General features: G+C 61.1%; 10 protein-coding genes. 5 read left to right on the top strand and 5 right to left on the bottom strand.

The features are described from left to right. Window positions 1-118: 118 nt before the first annotated feature. From P3T43_RS03210 to P3T43_RS03200, 3 genes are all read left to right on the top strand, one after another. A complete protein-coding gene (locus tag P3T43_RS03210) occupies window positions 119-994 on the top strand; it encodes a LysR family transcriptional regulator (protein ID WP_429279567.1) in 876 nt (291 codons plus the stop codon). Between the two features lie 121 nt (window positions 995-1,115). Continuing rightward, window positions 1,116-1,649 (top strand): GNAT family N-acetyltransferase, encoded by a 534-nt coding sequence (locus tag P3T43_RS03205; protein ID WP_429279566.1) that lies wholly within the window; start codon window positions 1,116-1,118, stop codon window positions 1,647-1,649. 122 nt (window positions 1,650-1,771) lie between these two features. Continuing rightward, the gene (locus P3T43_RS03200; protein WP_429279565.1) at window positions 1,772-2,278 is read left to right on the top strand and encodes an N-acetyltransferase family protein; all 507 of its coding nucleotides are present in this window, start codon (window positions 1,772-1,774) and stop codon (window positions 2,276-2,278) included. 226 nt (window positions 2,279-2,504) lie between these two features. Here P3T43_RS03200 and P3T43_RS03195 read toward each other — a convergent pair whose 3' ends face one another. From P3T43_RS03195 to P3T43_RS03185, 3 genes are all read right to left on the bottom strand, one after another. Continuing rightward, window positions 2,505-2,732, bottom strand: coding sequence for a hypothetical protein (locus P3T43_RS03195; protein ID WP_429279564.1), 228 nt, complete (start codon window positions 2,730-2,732; stop codon window positions 2,505-2,507). Between the two features lie 77 nt (window positions 2,733-2,809). After that, window positions 2,810-5,734 (bottom strand): autotransporter outer membrane beta-barrel domain-containing protein, encoded by a 2,925-nt coding sequence (locus P3T43_RS03190; RefSeq protein WP_429279563.1) that lies wholly within the window; start codon window positions 5,732-5,734, stop codon window positions 2,810-2,812. Between the two features lie 207 nt (window positions 5,735-5,941). Then, complete coding sequence (locus tag P3T43_RS03185; protein WP_429279562.1) at window positions 5,942-6,070, bottom strand: hypothetical protein; 129 nt, start codon at window positions 6,068-6,070, stop codon at window positions 5,942-5,944. Between the two features lie 452 nt (window positions 6,071-6,522). Here P3T43_RS03185 and P3T43_RS03180 point away from each other — a divergent pair, with 452 nt between their 5' ends. Both P3T43_RS03180 and P3T43_RS03175 read left to right on the top strand, forming a co-directional pair. Further along, entirely contained in the window at window positions 6,523-6,894 is a 372-nt protein-coding gene (locus P3T43_RS03180; RefSeq protein WP_429279561.1) for a YciI family protein, read from the top strand. Continuing rightward, window positions 6,891-8,159, top strand: coding sequence for an RNA polymerase sigma factor (locus tag P3T43_RS03175; RefSeq protein WP_429279560.1), 1,269 nt, complete (start codon window positions 6,891-6,893; stop codon window positions 8,157-8,159). Before P3T43_RS03180 ends, P3T43_RS03175 begins: the two co-directional genes overlap by 4 nt. Before the next feature lie 682 nt (window positions 8,160-8,841). Here the strand turns inward: P3T43_RS03175 and P3T43_RS03170 are convergent. Together P3T43_RS03170 and P3T43_RS03165 are read right to left on the bottom strand one after the other, a co-directional pair. Beyond that, a complete protein-coding gene (locus tag P3T43_RS03170; protein ID WP_429279559.1) occupies window positions 8,842-9,384 on the bottom strand; it encodes a carboxymuconolactone decarboxylase family protein in 543 nt (180 codons plus the stop codon). A gap of 157 nt (window positions 9,385-9,541) precedes the next feature. Next, window positions 9,542-11,014 carry an MDR family MFS transporter gene (locus P3T43_RS03165; RefSeq protein ID WP_429279599.1) on the bottom strand — a complete coding sequence of 491 codons (1,473 nt, stop codon included), beginning with the start codon at window positions 11,012-11,014 and terminating at the stop codon, window positions 9,542-9,544. Between the last annotated feature and the right edge of the window lie 599 nt (window positions 11,015-11,613).

The following is an 11,613-nucleotide window of genomic DNA, read 5'->3' as shown; positions in this document are numbered from 1 at the left end:
CCATGACTATCTCCTTGGATGGATGGGCTGGGTTAGCCCGTGAGACAAAGATTAGTCGTTCCACTGACAGGCCGAAAGTGCCAAAATCCATACACCTCGTCTCTTAAATGGAACGATCATGGATTTGACGTCACTCGCCGATTTCAATGCGGTCGCGCTTCACGGTGGTTTTGGGCCGGCCGGTCGGGCGCTCGATCGACCCAAGGCCACGCTGTCGCGGCGCGTGGCCGAACTGGAGGAGAGCCTCGGCGTCCGGTTGATCGAGCGAGGCTCCCGCCGGTTACGCCTGACCGAAGAGGGGATTGCACTCCATGAGCGCACGCGAGCGCTTATGGCAGAGATTCAGGAGGCGGGTGAAGCGGTGGCCTCGCGCGCCCCGGTTCCGCGCGGGCGGTTACGCATCAGTGCGCCGGTCGTGTTCGCGCATGTCGTGCTGTGCCCGATCGCTGCGCGCTTTGCGTTGGCCTATCCGCAGGTTGAACTCGAGGTTATTGCGGAAGACCGCGTCGTGGATCTGGTCGACGAAGGCTACGACCTCGTCGTTCGAATCGATCCGCCGCATGACGAACGGCTGATGGGGAGGCGCATCTTCGGTGATCAGCGCGTCGTGGTTGCGGCGCCTACGATTTCGTTGCCTTCGGCTCCGACACACGACGTGGATGGGCTCGCGGTGCCAGCCGTCATGTTGGCGACGGCGCCATCGGGCGCGCAATGGGACATGCTCACGGGAGACGGCAGCGTGAGAACGCTCAAGCCGGTACCGGTGCTGCGACTGTCGTCTCTGCTGATGGTCCGCGACGCCGTGCTGCAGGGGGTGGGCGCCGCGCTCTTGCCCAGGTTGCTGGTCGAGCATGATGTGTCGGCGGGACGATTGAGCTGCTGGGGGATGGCTGGTTCTCCCGTCGAGATCTGGGCTCTTTACAATTCGCGTCGCTTGCTAAGCGCGAAGGTCCGGGCGTTCATGGACATACTGCAGGATTTGCCTGGGCGATAGCAAACAATGGTGTGACTTGAGTGACATCGCGCGAGTTGACGGACCATGACAGACCGCACTCGGCCAACAAGAGGCGGTCGACAGCAGTACCAAGATCGTCAACAATCAGACTGGTAGGGCAGTGGCCGAAAAAACAACAAGGGCAAAAGCGATGGCGAAAACCAGCATTCCGGAAGCTGCGGCACAAGAAATATTCAATCTCACACAGCGGCAAAACGAGGAAGTCGTTACACGCGAATCGCAGTCGTCCGACTACCACTCAATCGCGATGCTGATGCATCAGCTCGGTTACGCGGCTACGTCCGCGTTGATCCTTGAGAAGCTACAGTTATTGACTCCCAGCCTGACCGATAAGATATTCGTCGCCACCGTGCGTGACAAAATCGTCGGTAGCATCAGCCTGCACGCGCTTCCGTTGTTCCATGCAGCCGGATATCTGGGGCGGATCACGAGCATGGTCGTCAACGAGCACCACCAGGGAGACGGTATCGGCAGTGCTTTGATCGCCGCTGCAGAAAATTGGTTTAAGACTGTCGGATGTGTGAAGTTGGAGGTGACGAGCGGCGATCATCGGCCTACTGCCCATCGCTTCTATGCAAAGCACGGCTTCCTGCGAGACGGACAAAGGTTCGCCAAGAAGGGGCAGCTGCAATAGCTGCGTTGCGCCATTCAGCCGGTTTCTGAACGTGCTTCGGTAGTCGGCCATGAGCGGGCAGTCGACGTGAGTGCCTGAATTGCTTCCAATCTGGTAAATCTCTTCGTGCCCGAGGTTGGTGAATGCCACGAAAAATTCAACTGCGAACGGCAACTGAAGTCGACATACCGCGTATCGAGATGTGGGCTCAAGAAATCGACGCGGGTCAATACATGTCACGCCATCTTCCAGAGCAGTCCGACGTGCTGCTATGGAAAATCATCATCGTCGACGGTACCGAGGCCGGGACGGCGTGGGCTGAACGCAAGGGCGGGATGCCCGGCGTCGTGTTTCTTGGGATTTTCATCGGCCGTTCTGAATTGCTTGGGGAAGGAATCGGACGCACTGTAGTTAGCGATTTGATCGCCAACGTACACGCGACCGCAGGTGACGTCTCGATCCGATTAAATGTGCGCTCCGGTAATATGCGAGCGATAGCCTGCTACAGGCAATGCGGATTCGTGCAGATTGCGTCAGGCGAGAAGGTGGGCACGGACGGCGCTCTCATTCAGACAATGACTATGCAATACTCGCCGACCGTCGGACCGGCGACAACTCGCTCTGCGAATGACCGCCTTGGCGATCCATAAGACGGCAAGCGCGTGAGACGAAAACCGGCCAGGAACCGCCATTCGCACGCACCTTCGCTCCGACATTCGGGCGTCGACTCTACATCAGGAAGCGGCCATTCAATTCGCGACGTTGAACGTTGCTCCGTCGGCATGGTCGTACGCCTGGATCGTTTCGGGTTACTGATCGGCCGGTCTTACCGACTATTCGGCCCTGGCAATCTGTCCTGCCGGGTAGACCAGCCCTTTACTGAAGGTTTTTCGCCAGTTGTCCGCGCAAGGTATCCGCCATCTGCTGCAAGATGTTCGGCAACACAATCTGAGCCTCAAATGGCCCAACGACCGAATACCTCGACCCTGCCTCTTCGTCGGCCACGCACCGCGCCTGCCTCACCTCGCGGACGCGGTTGCACGCGGCGTCGAACAGCCCGGCTAATTCCCGACGCATCACCTTCGACTCGACGTTTTCTGTCATCGCGCCCTCCAGGAAGGCATGAGCAATAAGTGCTTCCGCTCCCGCTGCCAACAGGTCAGCGACAGCAGGGTCACGGGTTACCAGCGCCAGCGCACGCCCACGTCGCCCGCGACGATGCTGCGACGTTCGCCGTTGACGTTCGTCATATAGCCAGCATTCGCGAACGCACTGCCGCGCGCACTCACCTTTGCGACGATGCCGAGCTGGAATTGCGCGGTGGTTGCAGAGACGCTGGTGGGAATCACCGTGGTGCCGGTAAACGTCGCGTTGTCCGTGCCACCGAAGTAGTGCCACAGATTCACACGGAGATACGGTTGCCACGCTGTGCCCGCAGCGTCGAAACGACCAGCGAGCCTGACCCCAAGCCGACCTGCAAGCCCGTTCGCGGCGTGAAACGACACGCTCGAGACGCCGTCGTTGAGATCGTCGATGGACGTATGCTGCCAGATCAGCTGTGCTTGCGGTTCGACGCTCACATGGGCCGGCAGCGGAATCGGCAGTCCTGCCTCAAACGACGCGGCCTCGGCATGGCCATGCGTGGAGGCGCCGATACTCTCGTTGGACATCGGGCTGATGGTCAGCGAACTGCCCATCAGCACGGCGTCGGTGTACCAGCCGCCGGGTCCGACGTGGGTCCAGTAGCCTCCGGCACTGTATGCGTCGATCGACAGGTGTCCCGCCGCCAGATTCGGGAAACCGAGCGCAAAGCCGCTGACGTCGCCGTCGGCGCGGGCAAAGCCGAGAGTGAAGCCGTAGTGATCGCGCTGGCCGCCTGGCGTCGCAGTGGCGTAGACGTCCTGGCCGAGCTGGATGCCGCCGATCGTGCCGCTGAACTCTGGGTTGACCGCGCCACCGTTGGCAAGCGTGGCATGTTCGCCCCACACGCGCGTCCACGAGGCTGGCAGCGCGCCGGTTTCGGTCAACATGGCTTGCGAGCCCTGGCGGTCGTGGAAGGTGCCGATCTGGTCGATGCCGAGTTCGCGCGCGAGTTCGGGGACTTCGGCATAAACCGGCACTTCCATGCGGTACAGCGGCGTCGGTGTCGCGCCCGCAGGCGGAGGTGCGGGGAGCGGTGGTGTGCCGACGGCCGCTACCGGAGCTGGCGCGGGGGCAGTGGGTGTCGATGTCGGTGCTGGCGCCACGCTCGAACGCAGATACCAGTTATCGACCGTTCCGGCGCTCACGCCGCCCTTGAACAGGTAGTACACGAACGCGCCTGCCTTCAGCGGTGCTGGCAGCGTGAACGCGCTTGCGGTCGTTGTCGCGCCGTTGGTCGCCTGCACGACCAGGATGCCGTCCGTGACTGTTGCGCCGCCATTGCCGCCGACGTTCGTCACGCCGATTGTCGTATTTCCCGAGCCAGTGCCTTGCGAGATCACCAGCTTGTCGCTGGGCGAGCCGTCTGCGCCGAGCACGCTTTGCAACAGCAGCCGACCGTTGAATCCGACATAGTTGCCGTTGACCACCAGCGCATCGCTCGTGCTGGTGCCGCCGTTGGTCAGATCGATGGTGCCCGCGTTGTTGACGGTGACGAACTGGCCCGCGACCGCGGGCGTGACCGACGGGTCTCCCAAGCCGCCTGCAAACAGCGTGCTGGTCGAATCGATATTGAGCGTGCCTGTCAGCGTGCCGCTATCGCCGAGCGTCAGACCGTTGCTGTCCAGCGTGAGCCGGCTGCCGTTCGTGACGTTGATGATTTCCCATTCGACGAAGCGGGAGAGGCCGCTCGCCTGCGTGTTGTTGAAGGTAAGCGTATCGGTGCCGAGTCCGCCGTCGAACGAAGGCACACCCGCGAGATTGACGTCGGTGAGTCCGGTGAGCGTCGCCGTGTCGTTGCCGGAGTAGAGATTGACGAAGCCGGTGATCGTGCCGCCGCTCCAGTTGAACGTGTCATTACCGGCATCGAGGAAGATGGCCCGGCCGCCGCCTCCGGCGATATTGCCGGTATTGTTGATCACGACGTCAAACGTGCCGTTCATCGCAATGGTCTCGGTGGTATTGCTCAGCAGCGTGCCACTGTTATTGATGGTCACGGGGGCGCCTGCGAAGGAGAGCGTGACGGCCTGGGCCGAAACGGTGCCGGCATTGTTGTACGTGCCGCCGCCGTTCCCATCGACGCCATTGCTCTGCCTGGACACGATGCTCGCGCCCGCTTCGTTGTTGAACGTCACCTTGCCCGCGATGAGAGCGCCGACGCCCCCCGGGCCGCTTGCGGTGATCGAACCGGTGTTCGTTATCATGCCTGGGGACGGATCCGACGACAGGATGCCATGGGAGTCCGTACCCGATACATTGATGGTGCCGTTGTTTGTCAGCACGTTTCCGCCCACGCTGCCGTGTGCAAACATGCCGTCCGCCGTGTTACCGGTGGTCGTGATCGTGCCGTTGTTGACGAGCGTGTCGTTATTCGTCAACGAAACCATGCCGACCGCGCTGTCGCCGCTCGTCGAGAGTTGGCCGTTGTTGGTCAGCGTGCCGCCACCCGTGCCGCCGAAGTCGTACATCGCGTGTCCGTTCGTCCCATTCGTGGTGATGACAGCGCCTGTGTCATTGAGCATCGTGACCGCGGCGCCGCTGTTGAACATACCGGCTGTACTGTTGCCGCTCGCGGCGATCACGCCAAGGTTAATTAACATGTTTTGCCCGATCGACGCGCCCTGTCCCCAGATAACCGCCTGCGACGCACCATTCACACTCAGCGTGCCCTGATTGATCACCGTACTGGCGTCGCGCACGAGGATACCGGGGCTTGCGGTCACGTCCAGTTCAGCGCCAGGCAACACGTCGACCGTGACGTGCGTGCTGCCGGAGAGGGCGACCACGGGTGTTGTCGATGGATTGGGCGTACTGCCGTCGCAGGTGACGGTTTGTCCTGTCGTCGGCGCGGTGTGGTTGCAGGCGGCCACGGCTGGGTCAAACGACAACATCATCAGCAGTACGAGTGCGGACGAGATGACTTCGAGTATGCGGCTCTGCACAAACGGCGGGTATGCGTTGCACATACTTCCTCCATGCACGACAGACCTGGTCGATTCCCCGTTGGGAACGCGTTCCTGTGGAGTCGCCTCGTGGGCGCTGAAGTTGCGCAGATGCAGCAGATGTTACGCAACAGAATAGTCAACGGGTTGCCGTGACGCAATATTGAGCCGCACCACGTGAGGAAACGCAGTGCGGCGCTTGCCGGCGGTGCGCGCCGCCAGTGCTGATGGTCACACCTTACGCATCGCTTCGAGACGGCGATGCGAGCGTTGTGGATCGAGCAGGGCGAAGTCGCCTGCGTCGCCTGCCCACGGCTGCGCGCTAGTGATCCGCGCAGCCGATTTCGGTGCCGTGAGCATCGCCGGCCGCTCTGAACCGTTTGCCCATCGACACGGGTCCGATCAGGCCGGCCGTGACGGTGATCCATCTGTGGATTTCAACCCGCGAACGTCCACTCCGCTTTGGGAGGAGCCGTTGATGTCTCCTCAAATCGACAATCTGCTCAGGGTCGAATAAACGGGAGTACGCATTCGTCGAAAGCGATATCCTCGCTGAGGTTGTCGCGATACCTGCGGGAACCGAACTTCAATGCGGTGTGCAATGGTGCGGAGAAATTGATAGCCGCGCGGAGGGGATGGCGGGCTCCCCCGAAGTGTCCACGCGCAAGGTCCTCGACAGAGGTGAACGATCAAGGCTGGTGTGCTGTTCGCGATTTTTTCGACGCTACCTGTCCGTCAACGTGCGGCCCGAGCGTCATTGTGATGGCGGCCCGATGTAATTCGCCCGCCTTAACCCCACGACGGAGGCTCATATGCAATACCTATTGATGATCTACTCGGAAGAAAACGGCTGGAACCAGATGACCGACAGCGAGCGGCAGCAAGGGGTTGCCGCATATCAGGCGTACACCGAAGCGTTGAAAAAAGCGGACGTGCTGATGGGCGCCAACCGGCTGCAGCACACAAGCACGGCCACTACGGTGCAGCTCGTCGACGGCAAGCCGCAGGTGCTTGACGGACCGTTTTCCGATTCGAAGGAGCAGCTCGCCGGTTACTATTTGATCGACGTCCCCAACCTGGACGCGGCGATCGCGTGGGCGTCGCGTTGTCCCGGCGCGGCGCACGGTCTCATGGAAGTGCGTCCAGTCTGGACCGCGCCCTACGACGCGCCATCCATTGCATGAATCTGTCCGGCGGCGGCCGTGACGCGGACGGCACCGCACGTTCGGTTGCCGAGGCGGTCGCCCGGCGCAGCTACGGCAAGCTCGTCGCCCTGCTGGCGATGCGCACGCGCGACGTCGCCGCGGCTGAGGACGCGCTGTCCGACGCGTTTGCGGCCGCGCTCGCAGACTGGCCGAAGCGAGGCTGCCCCGCCAATCCTGAAGCATGGCTGCTGACAGTTGCGCGCCGCCGGGCGCTCGATGGCGTGCGTCATCGCTGTGTAGGCGACGAAGTGGCGAACCAGCTTGCGATCCTCGCCGACGAGATTGATCAGCATGACGCAGGCATGCTACCCGACCGACGGCTTGCGCTGCTGTTCGCATGCACGCACCCGGCACTCGAGGCCGCGATTCGCACGCCGTTGATGCTGCAGGTGGTGCTGGGGCTCGAAGCGAAGACGATTGCGTCCGCTTTCCTGATGTCGCCCGCCGCGACGAGCAAGCGTCTTGTGCGGGCGAAGAACAAAATCCGTGAAGCGGGCATTCCGTTCAGCGTACCAGAGCGCAAGGAGTTGCCCGGCCGGCTCGCAGCGGTGCTCGAAGCGGTCTATGCGGCGTATTCGGAAGGGTGGACCGATCCGCTCGGCGGCGATACTGAGCGGCGCGATCTCACCGGCGAGGCGCTGTTTCTTGCGCAACTACTCGTCGAATTACTGCCCGAGGAGCCAGAGACGCTCGGTCTGCTCGCGCTGATGCTGTATGCGCAGGCGCGGTGCGATGCGCGACGCGATGCGGCTGGCGACTACGTGCCGCTGTCGGCTCAGGATCCGGCGACATGGAACGCGCCAATGATCGACGCAGCCAACGCGTTGCTGCGGCGCGCCAGCGCATTCAAGGCAATCGGACGCTTTCAGCTTGAGGCCGCGCTGCAGTCGGCGCACGTCCACCGCTGCCAGACACATCGCCCGAACTGGGACGAGATCGTGCAACTCTACGATGCGCTGCTCGCGATTGCAGCGTCGCCAGTGGTCGCGGTGAACCGCGCGCTGGCGCAGGCGGAACGGGACGGTCCGCAGACGGCGCTCGACGCGCTCGAACCATACGCGGACGATCCGCGCCTGGCCGACTACCAGCCGTACTGGGCCGCGCGTGCCGATCTGCTCGCGCGTGCTGGCGCGACCAAAGAAGCGCTTGGCGCGTACGATCTCGCGATCGGACTCGAGCGGGATCCGGCCGTTCGGCGATTTCTGCAGCGCAAGCGTATCGAGCTGTCGTCGGGGAGAAGTTAGATTGGCAGGTTGTGTTTGTTATGCGAGGTTCCAGGCCTGGTGGTAATGAGGCGCAGACGCCGGGCTGCGGGGCCTGCTCCGTTTCCATCGAGTTGATATCGCGGATTGCATGGCCCCTTCGGGGCAAAGGCGACGTCTGAATGTCCTGGCATGGTCAGGGCGGCTGACGGGGCATGGTCGACAACGCCAGATCGATGTGCGCTCAATAACGCGAAGTTCGAAATTTTCGATGGCGGCCTTCAGGTGGATTTTGTTAGCGCGTATTCCGGCCACGAGAAGTCACTCGCGCGCGATATTATCGGGTCGTTCGAACGGCTGGACCGCCTGGAAAGCGGTCACGTTGTTGCGGAGTCCCCGGCGAATGAAATAGTGGCTCGCGCAGGACACCGTACAACGAGGCCTGTAAGCGTGTGCTCGCCGGCTAGCAAACCGCAACCGGCCGTTTCGTAACTTCGACGTTGACGGGACAGAACGAATCCGTTTCGCTGCGCCGGCGAGATCAGAGACGGCTCGCACGAACGAGCGGGGTGTGCTTACCGCGCGAACGCCGAGACCCACTTCAAATGCCGACGGCGTGGCAAACGCTGGGCGCTGATTACATGCCACAAATGCCTTCCCCTTCTGCCTGAACTGCGCGAACTCGGTAGATCTGTCACCCACGGGTGCTTTCGTTGCTTCCGGCCTACAGTTGAGTCGGCAGCGGGAAATCGATCACGGTATCGTTGATCCGGTTCACCAGGTTTCCAAAGGTGATGGAAGCGATCGCCAGAGACACGCCGATCACCTGATGTTCGCTGTAGCCCGCCGCGCGAAACGCATCCAGCTCTGCAGTGGGAAGCGTTCCCTGGGTTTCGACAAGAACCCGAACAAAACGTACCAGCGCATCTCGCCTGGCGTCACCTGTAAGCTTTCCTGCGCGGACCAGGATCATTACGTCCTGAGACAGGCCCGAGAATTTACCTTTCAGCGTGTGAGCCGCTACACAGTAATCGCAGCCCGACACCTCGCTGACGATTAGCTTGAGCGTTTCGATATCTGCGTCTGACAGTTCGCTTCGGGTGACCGCCGCGTCGATAGCGAATATGGCCTGAAGTCCATCAGGACTGTGGGTGCCGATCGTCGCAAATGCATTGGGGACTTTACCCACGATTTTTTTGACTTTCGCGAACACGTCCGCGGTTGCGCCAGTTGCGGTTTCAAGCGTGGCGGTAGTAAGACGGGTCATGCCAACTCCTTTGATGTTCTGGATTAACAGCGTATAAACTGCGTAGCGCCTGGGCGACTACACGAAGAACGTGAAGATCGTGCATGCCGGAACCGTTGCATTGGATGCTCAACCGGCTCCGGGCGCTTCGTGTGTGAGTGGAACAACAAGCCGTTTCTCAACGCGAAGGCGCTTCACGGTTTCTGGTCGCAGCAACGGTAGGCACGAGAACCGCGAAAACGACGATTGCCAGCGCGGCGATAAAGAGTCCAACGAACGTCAGATGAACCGACTGGTGCAACGCCAGACGAATGGCGGCTAAGCTGTCCATACTGCCGGGTGCTGACTCGATCACCTTGCGCAGTTGATCGGAAGTGACCACGCCAAGCGTCTTCGAATGAGCCAGTCCGTAGTTGAGCACGGCGCCGAAGACGGTCGCGCCAAGTGTGCTTCCAAGATTGCGCGAGAACAGGTTTGACGCGGTAGCGCTGCCGCGCTGCGACTTGTCGATCTGCTCCTGGATGAGGACGAGTGAAGTCACGCTGAGCGCACCCATTCCGAAGCCCATGACCAGTGATCCGATACCGGCGAGAAGCGGTGCGCTATGAGGGGTCAACGAGACGAAGACCATCGCGCCAACCGGGATCACCGCGCTTCCACCGATCAGCAGCTTGCGCAGATCGAACCGGTGGAAGGAGCGGGCGGAAAGCGTGGCGCCAAGCGGCCAGCCCACCATGACCATGGTTAGCGTAAAGCCTGCGACCACCGGCGTACGATGCAGCACACCCTGAACATACATCGGCAGGAAAGTTGTCAGCCCCATCAAGGCCATCCCGGAGAAAACCGTCGCAAGGTTGGTCATCGCAATGGGCCTGTGTCCCCAGAGGCTAAACGAGATCATCGGGTCCGGGCTTCGCCGTTCCTGCCAGACAAACAGCGCCGCACTTGCAGTGAACACGCTGGCGCTGAGCATGGCGTGCGTATAGTCCGCTGTGCTCAGGCTCGTCAAGCCGATCATGAGCGCGGCGATGGCGGTGGTGAAGAGAACTGCACCTTTAATATCGATCGACGGCCGCGCGCTTCTTTCTTCTTCGTGCAGGAACAGGACAAAGCCTGCGGCCGAAATCAATCCGATCGGGATGTTGATCCAGAAAATCCACGCCCATGAAAAGTCGCGGACAATAAAGCCGCCGATCATCGGTCCGAGGACCGCCGCCGTCGCCCACACGCTGGCCAGATAGCCCTGGACCTTGCCACGCTCTTTCGCCGGATAGAGATCGCCGACGATGGTCAGCGTGACCGGTTGTATTGAACCGGCGCCGATGCCCTGAATGAGTCTGAAGACGATCATCGCAGGCATCGACCAGGCGAAGCCGGCCAGCACCGAGCCGACCAGAAAAATGGCAATGCCGGTCAGCATGATTCGCTTGCGACCAAAGATATCGGCAAGCTTGCCAAAGACCACCGTCATGGCGGTCTGCGTCAGCAAAAACGACGAGAAAACCCAGCTGTATAAATGCAGTCCGCCGAGTTTCGTCACGATCTGCGGCATGGCGGTCGAGACGATCGTCGCTTCGATGGCGACCATCGCCAGTGAAGCCATCACGGCTGCGATGACAAGGGGCCTGGATGTCTTTGATCTGGAAGACAGGTTGTCTAACATTGCGCTCATGATGTTCCTGCTTAAATGGTGACGGTTCAGGACATGGTTTTCGCGTCGACCATGTCGATAGACTCGGCAAACCGTCTATTCCAAATAAGCGGGAATCTCCGGATGGCACAGGCTCAACTGTAGGGCCGCGCTACCCGTTTTTCACTGCCCGGAAGAGTCGAAAATATGCTCAGGCGGCTCAAACGGATATCTCCCGGATGAGAAAAGCGTTTAGTGCGTTGTCGTCTTGATATTGCGTGCGGTGAATGGCTGCCCCCGATCGAGTTCGTCCGTTGACCGACACATGTACGTGCCATTCGAAGTCCGCGCGCAACGAGCGGGCGGTGAGTGGTTGAGAGGTCTGTGCTCTCTCGTCAGGAAATTCGCTCCGCGAATGGCCGATGTGCCGTGGCGTGCAGTCGATGGTGGCTGTGCGAGATTCGCGTAGTCCATGCGGCTTGCATAAGACAAGGTACGGCCATGAAGAGTCGTTCATCGGTATCGCGGAGTTGACGCTCGGGCGTCGGCTTCGTTCAGTTTCCCGCCTATCGCAGGCTATCGCGGTTCCGATACCGCCTGACGGCATACGGTTTCGCTTC

The sequence above is a fragment of the Paraburkholderia sp. GAS41 genome (assembly GCF_050436545.1).
GTDB lineage: Bacteria > Pseudomonadota > Gammaproteobacteria > Burkholderiales > Burkholderiaceae > Paraburkholderia.
The sequence above is the reverse complement of the archived record's forward strand: the minus strand, read 5'-3'. Positions and strand labels throughout refer to the sequence as shown.

Bases quoted from the DNA above. Each gene is read 5' to 3' on its own strand.
- P3T43_RS03200 (WP_429279565.1), top strand. From the start codon at position 1,772: ATGCCACGAAAAATTCAACTGCGAACGGCAACTGAAGTCGACATACCG.
- P3T43_RS03170 (WP_429279559.1), bottom strand. From the start codon at position 9,384: ATGACCCGTCTTACTACCGCCACGCTTGAAACCGCAACTGGCGCAACC.
- P3T43_RS03210 (WP_429279567.1), top strand. From the start codon at position 119: ATGGATTTGACGTCACTCGCCGATTTCAATGCGGTCGCGCTTCACGGT.
- P3T43_RS03190 (WP_429279563.1), bottom strand. From the start codon at position 5,734: ATGTGCAACGCATACCCGCCGTTTGTGCAGAGCCGCATACTCGAAGTC.
- P3T43_RS03175 (WP_429279560.1), top strand. From the start codon at position 6,891: ATGAATCTGTCCGGCGGCGGCCGTGACGCGGACGGCACCGCACGTTCG.
- P3T43_RS03185 (WP_429279562.1), bottom strand. From the start codon at position 6,070: ATGCTCACGGCACCGAAATCGGCTGCGCGGATCACTAGCGCGCAGCCG.
- P3T43_RS03180 (WP_429279561.1), top strand. From the start codon at position 6,523: ATGCAATACCTATTGATGATCTACTCGGAAGAAAACGGCTGGAACCAG.
- P3T43_RS03195 (WP_429279564.1), bottom strand. From the start codon at position 2,732: ATGACAGAAAACGTCGAGTCGAAGGTGATGCGTCGGGAATTAGCCGGG.